A 20,352-nucleotide genomic window follows, 5' to 3' on the forward strand; every position below is an offset into this window, starting at 1 on the left:
ACCACCGGAGACAATGGACCCCGTGCGCTACCGCATCCTCGGCACGACGCAGGCGCTCCGCACCGACGGCACGGTCGTTCCGGTGGGCGGGGCGCGGCTTCGTGCGCTGCTGACCGTGCTGGCCCTGCGGGCCGGCCGTACCGTGCCCGTGGGGCTGCTGGTCGAGGAGGTGTGGGGCGGTGATCCGCCCGCCGACGCCCCGGGGGCGCTCCAGGCGCTGGTCGGGCGGCTGCGGCGGGCGCTCGGGGCGGACGCGGTCGCCTCCGACGAGGGCGGGTACCGGCTCACGGCCGCGCCCGACGACGTCGACCTGCACCGGTTCGAGCGGCTGGCCGGTGAAGGGCTGCGGGCCCTGGCCGACGGAGACCCCGACAAGGCGGCCGTGGTCCTGGACGACGCCCTCGCCCTGTGGCACGGCCCGGCCCTCGCCGACCTCCCCGACCGCGCCGCCGAGGCGGCCCGCCGGGACACCCGCCGCCTGGACGTGCTGCGCGCCCGCCACAGCGCCGCCCTCGCCCTCGGCCGGGCCGAACAGTCCCTGCCCGAACTGACCGCCCTGTGCGACAGCCACCCGCTGGACGAGCCCCTCCAGACCCTGCGCCTGCGCGCCCTGCGCGACGCCGGCCGCACGGCGGAGGCGCTGGACGCGTACGAGGACGTGCGGCGGCTGCTCGCCGACCGGCTCGGGGCCGACCCGGGGGCGGAACTGCGCTCCCTGCACGCGCAGTTGCTGCGGCTGGGAGACGACAGCGCCGGGTCCGCGCCCGTCGCGGACGCCCCGGCCGTCGGCAACCTGCGCGCCCGCCTCACCTCCTTCATCGGCCGCGAGGGCGACATCGAGACCATCCGCGGCGATCTCACCGCGGCCCGCCTGGTCACGCTGCTCGGGCCCGGCGGGGCCGGCAAGACCCGGCTGTCGCAGGAGGCCGCCGAGACCCTGCGGCACGCCATGCCGGGCGGCGTGTGGCTGGCCGAGCTCGCCCCGGTCGATGACCCCGCCGCCGTACCGGAGGCCGTGCTCACAGCCGTCGGCGCCCGCGAGACCGTGCTGTACGGTGCCGGCGCCGAGGGCATCCGGGCCGCCGTGGCCGACCGGCTCGACGACCCCGTCGCACGGCTCGCCGAGCACTGCTCCCGATCCCGCATGCTGCTGATCCTCGACAACTGCGAGCACGTCGCCGACGCCGCCGCCCGGCTCACCGAGGAACTGCTGGAGCGCTGCCCCGGCCTGACCGTCCTGGCCACCAGCCGCGAACCCCTCGGCGTGCCCGGGGAGTTGCTGCGGCCCGTGGAGCCGCTGCCCGAGCCGGTCGCGCTGCGGCTGCTCGCCGACCGGGGCGCGGCGGCCCGGCCCGGCTTCCGCACCGAGGACGACCCCGAGGCGTGCGCGGAGATCTGCCGGCGCCTCGACGGCCTGCCGCTGGCCATCGAACTGGCCGCCGCCCGGCTGCGGATGCTGACGCCACGCCAGATCGCCGACCGGCTCGACGACCGCTTCCGTCTCCTCACCTCCGGCAGCCGGACCGTCCTGCCCCGCCAGCAGACCCTCAGAGCCGTCGTCGACTGGTCCTGGGACCTCCTCGACGAGGACGAACGGGACGTCCTGCGACGGCTGTCGGTGTTCGCGGGCGGCTGTGACCTGCCCGCCGCCGAGGCCGTGTGCGGGCCGGTCGCCCTGGAGACGCTCGGCTCGCTCGTCGACCGCTCCCTGGTCGTCGCCACACCGCCCGGCGAGTCGGCCGACGGCGAGATGCGCTACCGGCTGCTGGAGACCGTCGCCGAGTACGCCGCCGAGCGGCTGGACGAGTCCGGGCAGCGCGCCCAGGCCGAGCGCGCCCACCTGACGTACTTCCGCGAACTCGCCCGCACCACCGACCCGTTGCTGCGCGGCCCGGGCCAGCTCACCGCGATCCGCCGGCTGGAGCGGGAGTACGAGAACCTGCGCACCGCCCTGCGCCACGCCGTCGCCCTGCGCGACGAACAGGAGGCGCTGTGCCTTGCGCTGTCCCTCGTCTGGTACTGGCAGATGCGCGACCTGCGCATCGAGGCCCGCAATTGGTGCCGCGAGGTCATGGCGCTGGGACCCGACCCCTTCACCGAGCCCGTCCGCCGCGCCGCCCCGGTCTGGCAGCGCTGCACCGACGCCCCGCCCCCGATGACCGGCGAGGTCCTCCAGGAGGCCCGGCGCGGTATCCACCTGGCCCATCTCGCCTGCATGGACACCGAACTGGACGCCTGGCAGAGCCCGCGCTCCCAGCAGAAGCTGCGGGCCATCTCCCTGACGTACGAGCCCGGCCTGCCGCAGAACTGCCGGCTCCCCGGTCTGCTCTGGTTCTTCGCCGTGATGCTGACCGGCGACATGGAACGGCTGCGCGTCATCATCGACGAATCCATCCGCACCTGCCGGGAGACCCCCGGCTTCGACTGGGAGCTGGCCGCCGGCCTCCAGATGCGGGCCAACTTCCTCGCCAACCGCACCGACTGGGCGGGCGACGCAGCCCGCGACGCCGACGAGTCGCTGGAGATCTACCAGCGACTCGGTGACGCCTGGGGCACCGCCGATGCCCTCTCCGCGCGCGCCGAGGCCCGCGAACGCAAGGGCGACTACGCGAGGGCCGCCGCCGACTACGAGGCGGCCATCGGGCACGCCGAACGGCTCGGAGCCCGCGCCCAGGCGGCCGTCCTCAGCGCCCGGCTGGCCAGCGCGCTGCTGGAGGCGGGCGAGGGCGAACGCGGCGAGCGGCTGCTGCGCGAGGTGATCGCCCACCACGAGGACTCGCACAGCGAGGCCATGCCCGCCGCCCGCCTCTTCCTGGCCGGCTGGCTCGGCATGACGGGCCGCGCCCCCGAGGCACGCGAACAACTGCGGCGGCTGCGCCAGGACTTCCGCATCGCCCACTTCATCGTCTTCGACGCGTTCATCCTCGGCGCGGAGGCGTGGCTGGACGCCACGGAGGGACGGTACGAGGAGTGCCTGGACCGGATCCGCAAGGCGATGGAGCGGGCCGCCGACCCGCTGACCGAGGCCATCGCGCCCCATATGCGCTCGGGCTACCTGATCATCGGTGCCTCGGCCCTGGCAGCCCTCGACGGCGGGCGGCGCGCCGTGGACGCGGCCCGCTGCCTGGGCGCCTTCGACGCCCTGCTGCCGTCCGGCCACGTCGCCCAGCGGCAGGAGCGCCAGACCCGCGAGTGGGCGGAGCGGCAGGCCCGTGCGCTGCTCGGCGACCAGGCGTACGAGACCGCGTACGCGGAGGGCGGCGGCCTCTCCCTGGAGGAGGCCACCGCCCTGCTCTGACGCGGACCAGGGCGCGCCCGGTCAGCTCTTCGTGCGGAACTTGTGGATCGCGACCGGCGCCATCACCGCGGTGATCGCCACCGACCAGCCGAGCGTCACCCACAGGTCGTGCGCGACCGGCCCGCCCACCATGAGACCGCGCGCGGCGTCCGCCAGCGTGGACAGCGGGTTGTAGTCGGTGAACGCCTGCAGCCAGCCCGGCATCGACGTCGTCGGCGCGAAGATCGACGAGCCGAACTGGAGCGGGAACAGCACCAGGAAGCCCATCGCCTGAACGGACTGCGCGTTCTTCAGGATCACGCCCAGGGTGAGGAACACCCACATGATCGACGAGGCGAACGCCGTGGACAGCGCCACGGTCGCGAACAGCCCCGGCCAGTTGGTGATCTCGAACCCGACCGCGACGGCGACGATCATCAGTACGGCGGTCGCGAACAGCATCCGCAGCAGTTCCACCGAGATCTTCGCGAACAGCACCGAGCCGCGCCCGATCGGCAGGGACCGGAAGCGGTCCATGACACCGGAGTTGAAGTCCTGGCTGAAGCCGGTGCCGACGCCCTGGGACAGCGTCATGCTCATCATCGCGATCATGCCGGGGATCACGTACTGCACATATCGGTCCTGCCCGCCGCCCAGCGCCTGCCCGATCGAGCCGCCGAAGACGAACACGAACAGCAGGGTGAAGATGACCGGCATCAGCAGCGCGTCGGCCATCGACTCCGGGTCCTTGCGGATCCACAGCAGGTTGCGGCGGATCAGGGCTCCGGTGTGGCGCAGGTGGCCGCGCAGCGAGATACGGGCGTCCGCCTCGGCGTCGTGGACGGTGACGGCGCTCATACGGCGGCCTCCTGAAGGTCTTCGGCGGGCATGGCGTCCTGCGGGGCACTGGCGCGGTGGCCGGTGAGGGACAGGAACACCTCGTCCAGGCTGGGCAGTTCGGTGGTGATGGAGGAGAGCGTGATGCCGCGCGCGGTGACCGCGCCGACCACGGCCGTCAGCTGCTCGTCGCTGAGGATCGGCACGAGGACGTCGCCCCGGTCGGTGTCCACGGTCGTGGTGGCGAGCCCGGTGATTCCCAGCTCGTCCAGCGCGCCGGCGAGGGGCCGCAGCTGCGCCGGATCGGCCGGGCGGACCCGCAGCGCCCGGCCGCCGACCTTCGCCTTCAGCTCCTCGATGGCGCCGCCGGCGATGACCTGGCCGCGGTCGACGACCGTCAGCTCGGAGGCGAGCTGCTCGGCCTCCTCCATGTACTGGGTGGTGAGCAGCACGGTGACCCCGTCGCCGACCATGCGCTTCACCTCGTCCCACACCTCGTTGCGGGTGCGCGGGTCGAGCCCGGTGGTCGGCTCGTCCAGGAAGAGCACGGCCGGCCGTCCGATCATGGACGCGGCCAGGTCCAGCCGGCGCCGCATGCCCCCGGAGTACGTCGCCGCGGGCCGCTTGGCCGCCTCGGTCAGCGAGAAGCGCTCCAGCAGCGCGTCGGCCCGGTTGCGGGCGTCCTTGCGGGGCAGGTCGAGCAGCCGCCCGATCATGTACAGGTTCTCCCAGCCGGAGAGCTTCTCGTCCACGGAGGCGTACTGTCCCGTGAGCCCGATCACCCGCCGCAGCTGCCGGGGCTGCCGCACGACGTCGTAGCCGGCCACGGTGGCCTGGCCCGTGTCGGGGGCGAGCAGGGTGGACAGGATCCGTACGAGGGTCGTCTTCCCGGCCCCGTTCGGCCCGAGCACCCCCATCACGGTGCCCTCTCGCACATCCAGGTCGACCCCGTCCAGCGCCTTGGTCTCGCCGTAGTGCTTCACCAGCCCCCGCACGGTCACAGCGGCGCCGCTGGTGTTCTTGTCGATTCGCGTCATGCCCCTGACGGTGTCAGCTCCCACCGACAAACCGCCGACAGACCGCCGACAGGGGCCCTGGAGCCACCGACAGAACGCGGCAGCCCGCCGACGGGGGAAGATCGGCGGGCTGCCCGTGGTACCGCAGTGGCTCTAGTGGACGGAGTGCTCCTCCTGCGGGAACGTTCCGCCGACGACCTCCTCGGCGAACGCCTTCACCGCGTTCCCCATGACCTCACGCAGGTTCGCGTACTGCTTCACGAACTTCGGCATCCGCCCGCCGGTCAGACCCAGCATGTCGGTCCACACCAGCACCTGGGCGTCCGTCTCGGCCCCCGCCCCGATCCCGACGGTCGGGATGTGCAGCACCCGCGTCACCTCGGCCGCCAGCTCCGCCGGAACCAGCTCCAGCACCACGGCGAACGCGCCCGCGTCCTGCACGGCCTTGGCGTCCCGCAGCAACTGCTGGGCCGCCTCCTCGCCCCGCCCCTGCACGCGATAGCCCATCGCGTTGACGGACTGCGGGGTCAGGCCGATGTGCGCCATGACCGGGATGCCGGACTCGACGAGCAGCCGGATCTGCTCGTGCGACCGCTCGCCCCCCTCCAGCTTCACGGCCTGCACGCCCGCCTCCTTCACCAGCCGGGTCGCCGAGCGCAGCGCCTGCACCGGACCCTCCTGGTAGGAGCCGAAGGGCAGGTCGCCGACGATCAGGGCACGCGAGGTGCCCCGTACGACCGCCGCCGACAGCATGGTCATCTCGTCGAGGGTGACGGGCACGGTCGTCTCGTACCCGAGGTGGCAGTTGCCCGCCGAGTCGCCGACGAGCATGACCGGGATCCCGGCCTCGTCGAAGACGGAGGCGGTCATCGCGTCGTAGGCGGTGAGCATGGGCCACTTCTCGCCGCGCTCCTTGGCGGCGGCGATGTCCCGCACGGTGATGCGGCGGGTGCCCTTGCCTCCGTACAGCGTCTTGCCGCCGTCGGAGGTCTTCGTCTGAGCAGTCTGGGCAGCCGGAAGCTGCGTCATTGCACGGCTCCTAACACGTCATCTCGAGGCGCCCTGACGGCGTCCCCGGACCACGTCCATGGTGGCACCTCGTGCCGGCAAGGGCTAGGGGAGGCCCTGTGAGTTCCCCTGGCGGCCTGAAGCACAGCGTGCGTAAGGGCTCGGTAAAAGCATTCCAATACGAGACGGTCTCGTATCGAAACGGTTCTAGGGTCCACGGCATGACTACTCCTGCCGACCGTGCCGCCCCCACCGGCCCCCGCATACCGGAAGCGGTGCACCGGCGCCGCTGGGCGATCCTCGGCGTGCTGATGCTCAGCCTGCTGATCGTCGTCCTCGACAACTCGATCCTGAACGTCGCCATCAAGACGATCTCCACCCCCGCCCCGACCGGCCTGGGGGCCACGCAGAGCGAGCTGGAGTGGGCGATCAACGCCTACACCCTCGTCTTCGCCGGCCTGCTGTTCAGCGCCGGCCTGCTGGGTGACCGGCTGGGCCGCAAGAAGGTGCTGCTCGGCGGTCTGGCCGTGTTCGGGGCCGGCTCCGCGCTCGCCGCCTTCTCCGGCTCGCCGGGGGAGCTGATCGCCTTCCGCGCCGTGATGGGCCTGGGCGCCGCGTTCGTCATGCCGGCCACCCTCGCCGTCCTCATGAACGTCTTCGAGCGCGAGGAACAGCCGAAGGCCATCGGCATCTGGGCGGGCGGCGTCGGCCTCGCCATCGCCATCGGCCCGATCACCGGCGGGGTGCTCCTCGACCACTTCTGGTGGGGCTCGGTCTTCCTCATCAACGTGCCGATCGTGCTGCTCGCGCTCGCGCTGATGCTGTGGCTGGTGCCCGACTCCCGCGACCCGCACCCCGGCCGCCTCGACCCCGTCGGCGTCGTGCTCTCCGTCGTCGGCCTGGTGCTGCTCGTCTACGGCATCATCAAGGGCGGCCAGCTCGCCGACTTCACCGACGCCACCGTACTGTCGACGATCGGCGCCGGGCTCGCGGTCCTCGTCGCCTTCGTGGTGTTCGAGAAGCGCAGCGACCACCCGTCCATCGACGTCACGTACTTCAAGAACAAGGTCTTCTCGGCCGCCATCGCCGCCATCGCGCTGGTCTTCTTCGCGCTGATGGGCGTGACCTTCTTCTCGGTCTTCTACACGCAGAGCGTGCGCGGCTACTCGCCGCTGCAGACCGGTCTGCTGATGCTGCCGCTGGCCGCCGCCCAGATGATCTTCGCGCCGCGCGCCCGGCTGCTGGTCGACCGCTTCGGCAACAAGGCCACCACGACCGCCGGAATGCTGGTCATCGCCGCGATGCTGGCCGCCTTCGCCACGCTGGACGCCGACACCCCCATCTGGATCCTGGAAGTGATCTTCTTCCTGATGGGCACCGGCATGGCGCACATCATGACGCCGGTCAGCGTCGTCATCATGCAGGCCCTGCCCCGCGAGAAGGCCGGCTCGGCCTCCGCCCTCAGCAACACCTTCCGGCAGGTCGGCGGCGCCCTCGGCATCGCCGTCCTCGGCTCGGTGCTGTCCACGGCCTACCGCACGGGCATCGAGGACAAGCTCGGCCAACTGCCGCCGGCCGCCCGGCACACCGCGGGGGAGTCCATCGAGGCCACCCTCGGCGTCGCCGCGAAGCTGGGCCCGCAGGGCAAGGCCCTGGTCACCCCGGCCCACGACGCGTTCCTGCACGCGATGCACATCACCGCCCTGTGGGGAGCGGGCGTCGCACTGATCGGCACGGTCGTCGTGGCGCTGTTCCTGCCCGGCAGGCAGCCGGCGCCCCAGGAGGGGGAGGAGGAGCGGGCGTTGTCGGACGCGCGGTCGTAGGGCTGCGCGAGAATCATCCCCGACTGCTCAGGAAAGGACGGAGCGACGTGAGCCTCGCCGAACGGCAACCCCGGCACGACGGCCCTGCGAGGGGCCGCCCCAGAAGCGAGGCCGTCGAGCGCGCCATCATCGAGGGCCTGATGAGGCTCCTGGAGGAGGGCGTGTCCCTCGCGGAGCTGTCCATCGAGCGGGTCGCCCGGACCGCCGGCGTCGGCAAGGCCACCATCTACCGCCGCTGGAGTGGCAAGGAGGAACTCTTCGTCGACGTCCTGCGCGCCGTCGAACCCCCCGAACCCCCGCTCCCCGGCACCTCCATGCGCGACGACCTGGTGGCCCTGCTGGAACAGGCGCGGCTGCGCGGCCTGGCCAAGCGCTCGTCGGCGATCCTGACCAATGTGCACGCCCAGATGAAGAGCAGCCCCAAGATCTGGGCTGCGTACGAGGCCACCGTCCTCGCACCGCGCCGCCGGCTCGGCCTGGAGATCCTGCGCCGGGGACAGGAGAACGGCGAACTGCGCACGGACGTCGACCTCGAACTGCTGGGCGACATGTTCATCGCCCCCGTGCTCGTGCGCTCCGTCCTGCGCCCGGACGCCGAACTCCCCGACGACCTCGCCGCCCAGGTCGTCGACACACTCCTCGAAGGCCTACGCCCCGTCACTTCCGCAGCTCACGGCTCCTAGTGTGCGCGTTTCGTCACAGACGGCGCTTACCTGGGGCCCGGTCGGAACTCGTCGCGCGGGCTCGAACGTCATCGCCCCCGTACGGCCGTCGAAGGACGGCGGGAACGGAACGGATCATCCCCTAGGGTCGTAGACACGGGGGCGATGGTGTGCACGGCAGGCAGTGAGGCGACGGTATGGCGCAGCAGGCGTACATGACGGAGACGGACAACGGCGGCTCGGGGCCCGAGCCCCGGGGAGACCGGCTTCGGCGCCTGTTCGACCGGCTGCTCGGCGGCCGGCTCGGCGGCCGGCTCCGCGACCGGCGGATCTGGCGGCGCGGCGTCGTCCTGGCCGCCTGCGCGGTGCTGCTGGCCGTGGTCATGATGCTGCACTCGCGCATCCCGAACACGATCGGGAACCTGGGCAGTCTCGTCGAGACGTTCCTGCCCTGGCTCGGTCTCCTCATCCCGGTGCTGCTCCTGCTCGCCGTGGTCCGCAAGTCCGCGACCGCGCTGATCGCGGTGCTGCTGCCGGCGCTGGTCTGGCTGAACCTCTTCGGCGGCCAGGTCAGCGACAAGACCGCCACCGGCGGCGACCTCACCGTGGCCACGCACAACGTCAACGCGGACAACCCCGACCCGGCGGGCACCGCCCGTGACGTGGCCGCCTCCGGCGCGGACGTGGTGGCCCTCGAGGAGCTGACGGCGTCCGCGGTCCCGACGTACGAGAAGGCGCTGGACTCGACGTACCCGTACCACTCGGTGCAGGGCACCGTCGGGGTGTGGAGCAAGTACCCGCTGACCGGCGTGCGGGCCGTCGACATCGACCTGGGCTGGACGCGGGCGATGCGCGCCACCGTGACCGCCCCGTCCGGGCAGGTCGCGGTCTACGTCGCCCATCTGCCCTCGGTGCGCGTGAAGATGGAGGCCGGGTTCACGGCCCGGCAGCGCGACCGGAGCGCCGACTTCCTGGGCGAGGCCATCGCCCACGAACCGCTGCAGAACGTCGTCCTGCTCGGCGACCTGAACGGCACCATGAACGACCGCGCGCTCAACGCCGTCACCTCCCAGATGCGCTCCACGCAGGGCGCCGCCGGCAACGGATTCGGGTTCAGCTGGCCGGCGTCGTTCCCGATGGCGCGCATCGACCAGATCATGGTCAGGGGCCTGAAGCCGGAGAGCTCGTGGACCCTCCCGCAGACGGGCAGCGACCATCTGCCCATCGCGGCCCGTGTGAGTGTCACCACAGGCGGCTGAGGAAAACCGCAGCTCAGGGCCTGTTCGGCAGGTTCCGGCAACCGAGGCTTCACCTCTCGGCGACCTCGCGGAATAGTGGGCCTGCGAGACTTTGTTCCGTACTTGAACATACGAAGTCGCAAGTACGAACCCCCGTAAGTCTCGAAAGGCTCCCTCATGCCCCTGGCCCTGCTCGCCCTCGCCGTGGGCGCCTTCGGCATCGGTACCACCGAGTTCGTGATGATGGGGCTGCTGCCCGACGTCGCGAACGACCTGAACATCTCGATACCCAGCGCCGGTCACCTGGTGTCGGCGTACGCGCTGGGCGTCGTCATCGGCGCCCCGCTGCTGGCCGCGGTCACCGCCCGGATGTCCCGCCGTACGGTCCTGATGGGGCTGATGGGGCTGTTCGTCGCGGGCAACGCGCTGTCGGCCCTCGCCCCCGACAACGGCTGGCTGCTGGCGGCCCGCTTCCTGAGCGGTCTGCCGCACGGCGCCTTCTTCGGCGTGGGCGCCGTCGTCGCGACGAACATGGTCGCGCCCGAACGCAAGGCGCGCTCGGTCTCCCTGATGTTCCTCGGCCTGACGGTCGCGAACGTCGTGGGTGTGCCCGTCGCGACCCTCATGGGCCAGCAGCTCGGCTGGCGGGCGACCTTCCTCGGCGTCAGCGCCATCGGCCTGGCGGCGATCGCCGCGCTCGCCTTCCTGATCCCGCACGACCACGAGCACGCCACCGCCAAGGGCCTGCGCGGCGAACTGGCCGCCCTGCGCTCCGTCCCGGTCTGGCTGTCGCTCGGCACCACGGTCGCGGGCTTCGGAGCCCTCTTCGCGGCCTACAGCTACATCACGCCCATGCTCACGGACGCCGCCGGCTACACCGACGCCAGCGTGACCCTGCTGCTGGCCCTGTTCGGCGTCGGCGCGACCGCGGGCAACCTGCTGGGCGGCCGCCTGGCCGACCACTCCCTGCGGGGCACGCTGTTCGGCGGCCTCGGCGCCCTGATGGCGGTGCTGGCACTGTTCCCGCTGCTGATGCGCACGGAGGTCACCGCCGCCGTCGCCGTGATCCTGCTCGGCATGGCGGCCTTCGCCACCGGCTCCCCGCTCCAGCTGATGGTCATGGACAAGGCGGCCTCGGCCCCGTCCCTGGCCTCCTCCGCCAACCAGGCGGCCTTCAACCTGGCCAACGCCGGCGGCGCCTGGATCGGCGGCCTCGCCCTGGCCGCGGGCTTCGGGGTCACCTCCCCGGCCCTGGCCGGCGCGGCCCTGGCCGTGCTCGGCCTCGGCGTGGCGTCGCTGGCGTACGCGGTGGACCGGCGCAGTGCGCCGGCCGGCGGGCGCGAGCGGGTCGTGGCGAGCCATGTCCCGCAGGAGGCGGAAGCGGTACGCCGCTGACGAAAGGCCGGTGCACCGGCACTGTGACTCGGGCGGCAGCCCGCGGGTGTGTTCCGCGGGCTGCCGCTCTGCAGGTACGGGACCGTCGCGCCTGCTTCTCGCTCAGGGATGGCCGCGTACGGCAACCGAGAGGGCGCGGCCGGTCGGTCTCTCACTTCGGCGCACGGGGAACACCCCACCGGTGCCGGGAGGTTCTCCGTGAACCACTCCCGGACATACGGAGGTTGCCAGTGCTGGCTGCGCGCTACCACCGCTACGGCGGTTCAGAGGTCCTCTCCGTGGAGGAGGCCGAGGAACCCCACGCCGGCCCGGGGCAGGTCCGCATCTCGGTGCGTGCCACGGGCGTCACACCCGCCGACTGGTACCTGCGCTCGGGGATGCTGAAGGAGATGGCCTTCCTGCGGTTCCCCCACATCCCCGGGATGGACGCCGCCGGAGTCGTCGACGAGGTGGGCGAAGGCGTGACCGGCACCGCCGTGGGAGACGCCGTGTTCGGCCTCGTCCCCCTGGCCCGGCTGGGCGGGGCCTGCGCTCAGTACGCGGTGCTGGAGGCATGGGCTCACAAGCCCCGGGCCTGGTCCTTCGAAGCGGCGGGCGGTGCCGCGGGCAACGTCGAGACGGCCACCCGTGTGCTGGACGCCCTCGGGGCCGCCGAGGGCATGACCCTCCTCATCGAGGGTGCGGCCGGCGGCGTCGGCACGATGACCGCGCAGCTGGCCAGGGCCCGCGGGCTGACCGTGATCGGCACCGCGAGCGAACGCAACCACGACTTCCTCGACGGACTCGGCGTCACCCCGGTCACCTACGGTCCCGGCCTGGCCGCTCGCCTGGCCCCGCTCGCTCCGCAGGGCGTCGACGTGGTGCTGGACGCGGCGGGCAAGGGCTCCCTCGCCGACCTGGTGGCCATCGCCGGTGACCCCCACCGCGTGGTGACGATCGCCGACTTCGACGCCGCCCGCCACGGGGTACGGCTCTCCCGTTCCGGGGTGGGGGAGCCCGGCTGGTCAGGGCTGCCGTACGCCGCGTCCCTCGCCGAGGAAGGCCGCCTCACCTTGCCGGTGCACAGGGTGTTCCCGCTGGGGGACATCGCCGCGGCGCACGAGGAGAGCGCAACCGGTCACGCGCGCGGCAAGATCGTCGTCACCGTGCCCTGAGGCACAGAACCTCGCGGTCAGACGCGACGTGCCGCGACGACCGCCGAACTGGACGGTGTGGTGAGGACTTCGGTGGCGTCCAGGGCCGGGTGGGTGAGGTAGAAGAGGCGGAGCTCGTCCACCTCGCCCTCGAACCGGGGCGGCCAGTCGGCCGAGGGGGTGAAGTCGTCCAGGACGAGGATGCCGCCGGGTGCCAGCAGCTCGACGACCCGTTCGGGGGCGTCCCGCTTGCCGCCGCCGTCGCAGAAGAAGACGTCGAACGGGGCGTGTTGCTCAAGGAGCCGCCAGTCGCCGGTCAGCACGCTGACGCGGTCGTCGTCCGCGAAGACGCCCGCCGCTCGCCGGGCCAGCTCCTCGTCACGCTCGACGGTGACGAGACGCGCCCCGGCCCCCAGACCGCTGTGCAGCCAGGCGGTGCCCACCCCCGAGCCGGTGCCGCTCTCGGCGACGACCCCACCGGGCTTGGCTGCGGCGGCCAGCCTGAGCAGCCTGCCCACTTCGGGGATGCAGCTCTTCTCGAATCCCGCCTCCGCGGCGATCCGCTCGGCGATCATCACGCGGTCCGGAACCACACGCTCTGCCATCATCAGCCCCCTGCCCGTGTCAGCCAGACGCTACCTGACCCTTCGTCAGCGAGCCGACCAGCTGGTCGAGTCCGTCGAACCGCCAGTCGAAGGCGTCGTCGCTCGCCGGCGGATCCCCGACCGGCCGCCGGACGTAGGCGGTCCGCATGCCGACCGCCTGAGCCCCGCGGAGGTCCCAGGCATGGGCGGCCACCATCAGTACGCGTTCCGGTGGGCAGCCGGCGGCGTCGAGAGCGAGCCGGTAGACCTCCGGCGCAGGCTTGTACGCCTGGACGGCTTCGGCGGACAGGGCCTGGTGCCAGCGCAGCCCGGCGTGCGCGTTGAGGCGCAGCAGTGCCGTACGGCCGGCGTCGGAGAGCCCGATCAGGGGGAAGTGCCGCGCGAGCTGTTCGAGACCGGCGACGGAGTCGGGCCAGGGCGGCAGCCGCCGGCCCGCTGTGGCCAGCCGGGCGATGGCCGCGGGGTCGGAGAGCCCGGCCCGCCCGGCGACGAGTCGCGCGGCCTCCGCGTCGAGGGCCTCGGTGCCGACGTACGGGCGGAGCCCCTGCCGGATGCGTCGCTGTTCGGCCTCGCAGTGCTGTTGCCGCAAGGCGAGCAGGTGGTCGACAGCCGCCTCGTCGGACGCGGGTACGGCTTCGCGCATCGCCGCTCGAAGCCCTCGGGGCTCATCGACGAGTGTGCCGAGGACGTCGAAGACGACGACCTCGATGTCACGGATCCCGGTCACGTGCCCCGCCTTTCGCGCTGCTGCCGTCACCACCTGAGGCGGTGACGATGCTGCCACCGCCTCCGTCACCGGTCAAGGCGGTGACGGAGGCGTCGCGTGGTGAGCGGCAAAGCGGCGCGAAGGGCTGTCAGACCGACTCCCGCCAGCCGTTCGTGATCGGCAGGCGGCGGTCCTTCCCGAAGCCCTTCGCCGAGATCTTCGTGCCCGGCGGGTACTGGCGCCGCTTGTACTCCGCCGTGTCGACCATGCGCAGGGTCTTCGTGACCAGCTCCCGGTCGAAACCGGCCGCGACGATCTCGTCGGCGCCCCGGTCCTGGTCGACGTAGAGGTCGAGGATCGCGTCCAGCACCGGGTAGTCGGGGAGCGAGTCCGTGTCGACCTGGCCCGGACGGAGTTCCGCGCTGGGGGGCTTGGTGATGGAGTTCTCGGGGATCGGCGGGGTCTGGCCGCGTTCCCGGGCGGCCCGGTTGCGCCACTCGGCCAGGCGGAAGATCGACGTCTTGTAGACGTCCTTGATGGGGCCGTAGGCGCCGACCGAGTCGCCGTAGAGCGTGGAGTAGCCCACCGCCAGTTCCGACTTGTTGCCCGGGGCCAGCACGATGTGGCCCTCCTGGTTGGAGATGGCCATGAGCAGCGTGCCGCGCAGGCGGGACTGGAGGTTCTCCTCGGCCAGGCCCGTCAGGCCCAGCGCACCCATGTACGCGTCGAACATCGGCTCGATCGCGACCGTGCGGTAGTTCAGGCCGGTCCGCCGGGCCATTTCCGCCGCGTCGTCCTTGGAGTGGTCCGAGGAGTACTTCGACGGCATCGACACGCCGTACACGTTCTGCGCGCCCACCGCGTCGCACGCGATCGCCGCCACCAGCGACGAGTCGATGCCGCCCGACAGACCGATCAGGACGGACTTGAAGCCGTTCTTCGCGACGTACGCCCGCAGGCCCACGACCAGCGCCGAGTAGACCTCCTCGTCGTCGTCCAGGCGGTCCGCGTAACCCCCGGTGAGCTCGGGCTCGTACGGCGCCAGAGGCTTCTCCGACAGGACCACCCGGTCGATGCGCAGCCCGTCGTCCACCACGCCTGTCGGCGCGTCCTCCGACGCCGCCGGCAGGTCCAGGTCCAGGACGATGCAGCCCTCGGCGAACTGCGGCGCCCGGGCCACGACCTCGCCGTCCTTGTCCACGACGATCGAGTCGCCGTCGAACACCAGCTCGTCCTGGCCGCCGATCATGGCGAGGTACGCCGTGGTGCAGCCGGCCTCCTGGGCCCGCTTGCGGACCAGCTCCAGGCGCGTGTCGTCCTTGTTGCGCTCGTAGGGCGAGGCGTTGATCGAGACCAGCAGGCCCGCCTGCGCCGAGCGTGCCGCGGGGACCCGGCCGCCGTCCTGCCAGAGGTCCTCGCAGATGGCCAGGGCGACATCCACGCCGTGGACGCGCAGGACCGGCATGCTGTCGCCGGGCACGAAGTAGCGGAACTCGTCGAAGACGCCGTAGTTCGGCAGGTGGTGCTTGGCGAAGTTCAGCACCACCTCGCCGCCGTACAGAACCGCTCCCGCGTTCTGCGGCGCGCCGGCCGGCTGGCCGTACTTCGGCTGGGCGGTCGCGCAGCGGTCGAGGTAGCCGACGATCACCGGCAGCTCGCCGAAGCCCTCGTCGGCCAGGCGGACGGCGAGGCTGCGCAGCGCCGCCCGGGAGGCCTCCACGAAGGACGACCTGAGGGCCAGGTCCTCGACGGGATACCCGGTCAGCGCCATCTCGGGGAACGCCACGAGATGCGCTCCCTGCTCGGCGGAGTGCCGGGTCCAGCGGACGATCGACTCGGCGTTCTGGGCGAGGTCGCCGACGCTCGAGTCGATCTGGTTCAGGGCGAGACGTAGTTGAGGCACGGGCCCAGTGTAATCGTCAGAGCGACGCAATGGGGTGGTGTGGGTCACCCACACCACCCCGTTCCCCTTGCGGAGGTCAGCCGGCGGAAGTCAGCGGCGCCGGTACGACTCCACGTAACCGCTCGCGGGCGTGCCCACGCCGGTGACGTCGTCGTAGCCCTTCACGGCGGACAGCGAGCTGTCCTTGCCCAGGCTGCGCACGGACGTGGCCAGGCCGCCCGTGGCGTCGTAGCCGTTCACGAAGTCCACGCGGGCCACGGCCAGGCCGGAGCCCGTCGGGTTGTCGGTGACGTCGTGGTAGGCCTTCGAGCCGGCCTTCGCATAGATCGCCGGGTTGGCGAAGCCGATCGCCTTGCCGCCGCGGGCCTCCTGGGCCAGGGCCTGGATGGCCGCGATGGTCGGTGCGGCGAGCGAGGTGCCACCGATGCGGTACTCGCTGTACGCCTGCGTCTTCCCGTCGGGCATCGTCTGGGTCTGGCCGACCAGGAAGCCGGTGTTCGGGTCGGCGATCGCCGCGATGTCCGGGACGACGCGGTTGCCCGCCGCGCTGTTGGCCTTCGCCAGCGCGGACGGCACGACGCCCTTCTGGTACGAGGGTTCCGCCACCGTCCTGCTGGTGCCGCCGCCCGCGCCGGAGGTGAAGGCGCCGGGGAAGTCCGTCCAGCTCTTGCCGTCGGCCGACAGGTTCGCCTTGTCGGTGCCCCAGCCGGTCTCCCACAGGTACGTGTCGCCCTTGCCGACGGCCAGCGAGGTGCCGCCGACGGCGGTGACCCACGCAGAGTTGGCCGGCGAGTCGACCTGCTTCGTCCCGGAGCTGGCGACCTCGTCCCCGTTGTCGCCGGAGGAGTAGTAGAAGCCGATGCCCTCGACCGCGCCCAGCTGGAAGACCTGGTCGTAGGCGGCCGCGAGGTCGGGCGTCTGCGCGGCCTCGATCTCGCCCCACGAGTTGGAGACGATGTCGGCCAGGTGGTGGTCGACGACCTTGCCGAGCGCGTCGAGCAGGTCGCTGTCGTTGCAGGAGGCGGCGCCCACGTAGGTGACGTCCGAGGCCGGCGCGACCGCGTGCACGGCCTCGACGTCCAGGGTCTCCTCGCCGTACCAGCCGGAGGCCGAGCACGCCTTGGTGTCCGTGTACTTCTTCGGCAGCACCTGGTGCAGCTGGCCGGTCTTCCAGGCCGCGTCGCCGTGCTTGCCGGCGTAGGTGGCCGCGTCGTAGGCGATCGTCGGCGAGGCGTACGCGTCCGTGATGGCGACCCGCACGCCCTTGCCGGTGCGCGTGCCCGCGCCGTAGGCGGCCCGCAGCTGCTTGCCCGTGTAGCCCTTGACCGCGTACGGGATCTTCGTGCCGTACGCGTCCGGCAGCGTGCTCGCGGTGTTCGAGCCGTAGTACGAGGAGAACGGCCCGGCGTTGCGGAACACGGTGTCCGGCGGCGGCAGTGCGTCGTCGTGCGTGACCATGTGCGGGGCGTTGTCCAGGCCGGTGACGGTCAGCACGGCGCCGGCCAGGCTCGCCGGCACGGAGGCGGTGCTCGCCGGGGCGCGGTAGGTCTTCGAGCCCTTGGCGAAGTTGTGCAGCTGGGCGCCGAACGCCTTCTCGGCGGCGGCCACGTCACCGGTGACGGAGACGTAGTGCGCCGTGACGCCCGTGACCTTCAGGCCGGCCGCCGTCAGCCAGGCCTTCACGGCCGCCACCTGAGCCTTGGTCGCGCCGAAGCGGGCCTGCGCCTGCTGGGCGGTCAGGTACTTGCCGTACGAGGCCGACGCCGGGTCGGAGACGGCCTTGGCGTACGCCGCGAGGCCGGCCGCGTCGCGCCCCCGGAGATAGACCCGGGCCGACACCCCGGCGCCGTCGGAGGCGGCACCCTTGTCGGCCTTGGGCGTGGCCCACGCGGGCTTGGTCCCGGCGAGCAGGTCGCGGAGCGGGTGGTCGGCGGCGTGCGCCGCGGGTATGCCGAGCGCCAGCGCGCCGGCGAGCATCGGCAGTGTCGCTGCCATGCTCAGCCCGGCACGCACCGTGGCGCGGTTGGATCTCATGGAACCCCCTGTGCGGTTCGTCGCGAGTGGATCACTCGACCGTCGCCACTCTCGCGACGAACCGTTCATGCCAGGGGAATGCGCACCCCAAGAAGCGCCCTACGGAGGCCAAGAAGAGCCCAAGAAGCAGCAACGGAGGGCGATTTGAGGCTTAAGCCCGTTGAGGCTTGCGCCCTACGAGCGCGGCGCGGCGCCCCGCTCCTTCAGCAGGTCCGCCATCAGCCCGATCTCCGACTGCTGCGCGTCCACCATGCCCTGGGCGAGCCGCTTCTCCACGCCGACCGTGCACTTCTCGACACAGCCCTCGGCCATGTGGATGCCGCCCTTGTGATGGTCCGTCATCAACTGGAGGTAGAAGATCTCCGCCTGCTTGCCGCTGAGTTCGCCGAGCTTCTTCAGCTCGGTGTTGGTCGCCATGCCCGGCATCAGCGCGCCGTCCTTGCCGGAGGCCATGCCGCCCATGTCCATCCAGGTCATCGGCGGCTCGGAGGACACCTTGGGCAGCCCCCACAGGTCGAGCCAGCCGAGCATCATGCCGCGCTGGTTGGCCTGCGTCTGCGCGATGTCGTACGCGAGGCGCCGCACCTCCTCGTCCTTGGTGCGGTCGCGCACGATGTACGACATCTCCACGGCCTGCTGGTGGTGCACCGCCATGTCCCGCGCGAACCCGGCGTCCGCGGACTCCGCGGAGGGGGTCCGGCCGCTGCCGTCGTCCCCGGCGACGGCGTAGGTGATCGCGCCGGCCGCGACGAGCGCCGTCGCCGCGGCCCCCGCGATCAGAGCGGCCTGCCTCACTGCGACAGCCCGTTCGTGCAGGCGGCGCCCGGCTCGGGGGTCTGCTCGCCCTGGACGAACTTCTCGAAGAACTTGTCGACGTTCGGGTCGCTCGCGCCCGTCACCGTGCGCTGGTGCCCCCACGCCGAGAGCATGATCGGGTCCTTCTGGTCGTCCATCGGGCTCATCAGCGTGTACGGCGTCTTCTTCACCTTCGCCGCGAGCGCGTCGACGTCGGCCTTCTTCGCGTCGGCGTTGTACGTCACCCACACCGCGCCGTGCTCCAGCGAGTGCACGGCGTTGGTGTTGTTGATCTTCTTGGTGTAGACGTCGCCGTTGCAGTTCATCCAGACCTGGTTGTGGTCGCCGCCGACCGGAGGCTCGGAGGCGTACTTCACGGCCTTGGTGACGTGGTTGCGGGACAGCTTGCCCTCCCAGGTCTTCACGCCGTCCTTGCCCGTGACGAACTTGCCCTTGCCCGAGGTGTCGGTGGCCGCCGTGTCGCTGCCGTCGTCGGACTGGGACCGCACGAGCACGACACCGCCGGCGACGAGACCGCAGACGATCACGACACTGGCCGTGATGGTGAGGATCCGGTTGCGGCGCTCACGGGCCTGCTCGGCGCGCCGCATCTCCTCTATCCGCGCCTTGCGATCCGTGTTGCTCTTCTTGGCGGAGCCCATGGGGTGTCCTTGGTGGGGAAAGTGGGACGGTCGGGTGAGCTGATCGTAATGGGGGAGACCGGGCCCCTCGTAGGGCGGCCGCGGGAATGGGCTGAATCGATACGGCACCGACAGGTGCCCGACAGCTTCCGCATTATTTGAACCTCAGATACCGATTACCTAGGCTGCGGGTATGCGGCTGCTGCGCTCCACCGACCTGGCCCTGCGGGTCCTGATGCGGCTCGCCGTCGCCGGCGAGTCGACTCCGACGACCCGGGACGTCGCCACCGGCATGGACGTGCCGTACACCCACCTGGCGAAGGTCGTCGCCGAGCTCCAGCACATGGGCCTGCTGGCCGCCCGGCGCGGCCGCGGCGGCGGCCTCACGCTCACCGAGCGGGGCCGCACCGCGTCGGTGGGCGACGTGGTCCGTGCCTTCGAGGGCGACGGCGACGTCGTCGACTGCGAGGGCCCCACCCCCTGCCCCCTGAACTCCGCCTGCCGCCTGCGCGGCGCCCTGAGCCGGGCCCAGGAGGCGTTCTTCGCCTCACTGGACCCGGTCACGGTGGCGGACATCGTGGCGGAGCCGACCGGGGCCCTGCTGCTGGGGATCTCGCGGGGCGCTGATCCCCGCGACCTCTAGGCCGTCCGCCCCGCCAGCCACAGGTCCGGCCCGAACACCTCGTAGTGGATGTCGGCCGGCGCCACGCCCTTGCCGATCAGCTGGGCCCGTACCGCCCGCATGAAGGGCAGCGGCCCGCACAGGTACGCGCGCGTGCCCGGCTCGACCGGGACGCCGGCGAGGTCGACCAGGCCGGAGCGGGCGCCCGCCGGGGCGTCCTGCTCGTACCAGAAGTGGACGGCCGCCTCGGGCAGCTTGGCGGCGTAGGCCTCGTGGTCGGCGCGCAGGGCGTGGGTGGCGGGGGAGCGGTCGCCGTGCACGACGGTGACCGGGGCGCGGTGCCCCGAGCCGGCCAGGTGGGCCAGCATCGCGGTCATGGGGGTCACGCCGATGCCCGCCGAGGCCAGCAGCAGCGGGGTGTCGGGGCCGGCGTCCAGGACGAGGTCGCCGTAGGGCTCGGACAGCTCCAGGACGTCACCCACCGCCACGCGCGCGTGGAGGTGGTTCGAGACCTCGCCGTCGGGGGTGCCCTCGCCGCGCACGCGCTTCACGCTGATCTGCCGGAGAGCTGGGCCGGACGCCCGGAGAGGAGCATGTGTTTCTTTTGCCGTCCGTAGCGATGCATCGTCGTGGGTTTAGTGCCGTGTGTCCGGTACC

General features: G+C 72.0%; 16 protein-coding genes and 1 pseudogene. 7 read left to right on the forward strand and 10 right to left on the reverse strand.

From position 1 onward, the window contains the following. Window positions 1-13 precede the first annotated feature (13 nt). Window positions 14-3,298, forward strand: coding sequence for a BTAD domain-containing putative transcriptional regulator (locus tag MQE23_RS31750; protein ID WP_243380917.1), 3,285 nt, complete (start codon window positions 14-16; stop codon window positions 3,296-3,298). Between the two features lie 21 nt (window positions 3,299-3,319). Here MQE23_RS31750 and MQE23_RS31755 read toward each other — a convergent pair whose 3' ends face one another. From MQE23_RS31755 to panB, 3 genes are all read right to left on the reverse strand, one after another. Then, a complete protein-coding gene (locus tag MQE23_RS31755; RefSeq protein ID WP_020277850.1) occupies window positions 3,320-4,135 on the reverse strand; it encodes an ABC transporter permease in 816 nt (271 codons plus the stop codon). Continuing rightward, complete coding sequence (locus MQE23_RS31760; protein WP_020277849.1) at window positions 4,132-5,151, reverse strand: ATP-binding cassette domain-containing protein; 1,020 nt, start codon at window positions 5,149-5,151, stop codon at window positions 4,132-4,134. Before MQE23_RS31760 ends, MQE23_RS31755 begins: the two co-directional genes overlap by 4 nt. A gap of 132 nt (window positions 5,152-5,283) precedes the next feature. Continuing rightward, entirely contained in the window at window positions 5,284-6,159 is an 876-nt protein-coding gene (panB, locus tag MQE23_RS31765) for a 3-methyl-2-oxobutanoate hydroxymethyltransferase (RefSeq protein ID WP_020277848.1), read from the reverse strand. Window positions 6,160-6,359: 200 nt separating this feature from the next. On the opposite strand from panB, the gene MQE23_RS31770 reads away from it, so the two are divergent. The 5 genes from MQE23_RS31770 to MQE23_RS31790 all read left to right on the forward strand — a co-directional run bounded on the left by MQE23_RS31770 (window position 6,360) and on the right by MQE23_RS31790 (window position 12,410). Beyond that, entirely contained in the window at window positions 6,360-7,961 is a 1,602-nt protein-coding gene (locus MQE23_RS31770; protein ID WP_082320124.1) for an MFS transporter, read from the forward strand. A gap of 47 nt (window positions 7,962-8,008) precedes the next feature. Beyond that, complete coding sequence (locus MQE23_RS31775) at window positions 8,009-8,644, forward strand: TetR/AcrR family transcriptional regulator (RefSeq protein ID WP_020277845.1); 636 nt, start codon at window positions 8,009-8,011, stop codon at window positions 8,642-8,644. A 176-nt stretch (window positions 8,645-8,820) separates the two neighbouring features. Continuing rightward, complete coding sequence (locus tag MQE23_RS31780; protein ID WP_020277844.1) at window positions 8,821-9,882, forward strand: endonuclease/exonuclease/phosphatase family protein; 1,062 nt, start codon at window positions 8,821-8,823, stop codon at window positions 9,880-9,882. A gap of 156 nt (window positions 9,883-10,038) precedes the next feature. Next, entirely contained in the window at window positions 10,039-11,256 is a 1,218-nt protein-coding gene (locus tag MQE23_RS31785) for an MFS transporter (RefSeq protein ID WP_020277843.1), read from the forward strand. A 230-nt stretch (window positions 11,257-11,486) separates the two neighbouring features. Then, a complete protein-coding gene (locus tag MQE23_RS31790; RefSeq protein ID WP_243380918.1) occupies window positions 11,487-12,410 on the forward strand; it encodes an NADP-dependent oxidoreductase in 924 nt (307 codons plus the stop codon). A gap of 17 nt (window positions 12,411-12,427) precedes the next feature. Here MQE23_RS31790 and MQE23_RS31795 read toward each other — a convergent pair whose 3' ends face one another. From MQE23_RS31795 to MQE23_RS31820, 6 genes are all read right to left on the reverse strand, one after another. Next, on the reverse strand, window positions 12,428-13,000 hold the full coding sequence (locus MQE23_RS31795; RefSeq protein WP_243382830.1) for a class I SAM-dependent methyltransferase: 573 nt from the start codon (window positions 12,998-13,000) through the stop codon (window positions 12,428-12,430). Window positions 13,001-13,013: 13 nt separating this feature from the next. Continuing rightward, a complete protein-coding gene (locus MQE23_RS31800) occupies window positions 13,014-13,721 on the reverse strand; it encodes a haloacid dehalogenase type II (RefSeq protein WP_243380919.1) in 708 nt (235 codons plus the stop codon). A 127-nt stretch (window positions 13,722-13,848) separates the two neighbouring features. Further along, the gene (locus MQE23_RS31805; RefSeq protein ID WP_020277838.1) at window positions 13,849-15,603 is read right to left on the reverse strand and encodes an NAD+ synthase; all 1,755 of its coding nucleotides are present in this window, start codon (window positions 15,601-15,603) and stop codon (window positions 13,849-13,851) included. A gap of 90 nt (window positions 15,604-15,693) precedes the next feature. Beyond that, window positions 15,694-17,637, reverse strand: a complete 1,944-nt coding sequence (locus MQE23_RS31810) for a S53 family peptidase (RefSeq protein WP_243380920.1) — start codon at window positions 17,635-17,637, stop codon at window positions 15,694-15,696. Window positions 17,638-17,811: 174 nt separating this feature from the next. After that, window positions 17,812-18,432, reverse strand: coding sequence for a DUF305 domain-containing protein (locus MQE23_RS31815; RefSeq protein ID WP_020277836.1), 621 nt, complete (start codon window positions 18,430-18,432; stop codon window positions 17,812-17,814). After that, window positions 18,429-19,094, reverse strand: a complete 666-nt coding sequence (locus MQE23_RS31820) for a DUF3105 domain-containing protein (RefSeq protein WP_243380921.1) — start codon at window positions 19,092-19,094, stop codon at window positions 18,429-18,431. The genes MQE23_RS31815 and MQE23_RS31820 overlap by 4 nt, the downstream gene beginning before the upstream one ends. A 172-nt stretch (window positions 19,095-19,266) precedes the next feature. Here MQE23_RS31820 and MQE23_RS31825 point away from each other — a divergent pair, with 172 nt between their 5' ends. Further along, window positions 19,267-19,716: an Rrf2 family transcriptional regulator gene (locus tag MQE23_RS31825; RefSeq protein WP_037674665.1), complete on the forward strand. Its 450-nt coding sequence runs from the start codon at window positions 19,267-19,269 to the stop codon at window positions 19,714-19,716. Here the strand turns inward: MQE23_RS31825 and MQE23_RS31830 are convergent. Next, window positions 19,713-20,270 (reverse strand): annotated as a pseudogene (locus MQE23_RS31830) (hemin transporter); the annotation flags it as partial. The gene MQE23_RS31825 and the pseudogene MQE23_RS31830 overlap by 4 nt on opposite strands. Window positions 20,271-20,352 lie beyond the last annotated feature (82 nt).

Origin of the sequence: Streptomyces sp. HP-A2021, from assembly GCF_022807935.1 — a bacterium.
In the GTDB taxonomy this organism is placed as follows: domain Bacteria; phylum Actinomycetota; class Actinomycetes; order Streptomycetales; family Streptomycetaceae; genus Streptomyces; species Streptomyces afghaniensis.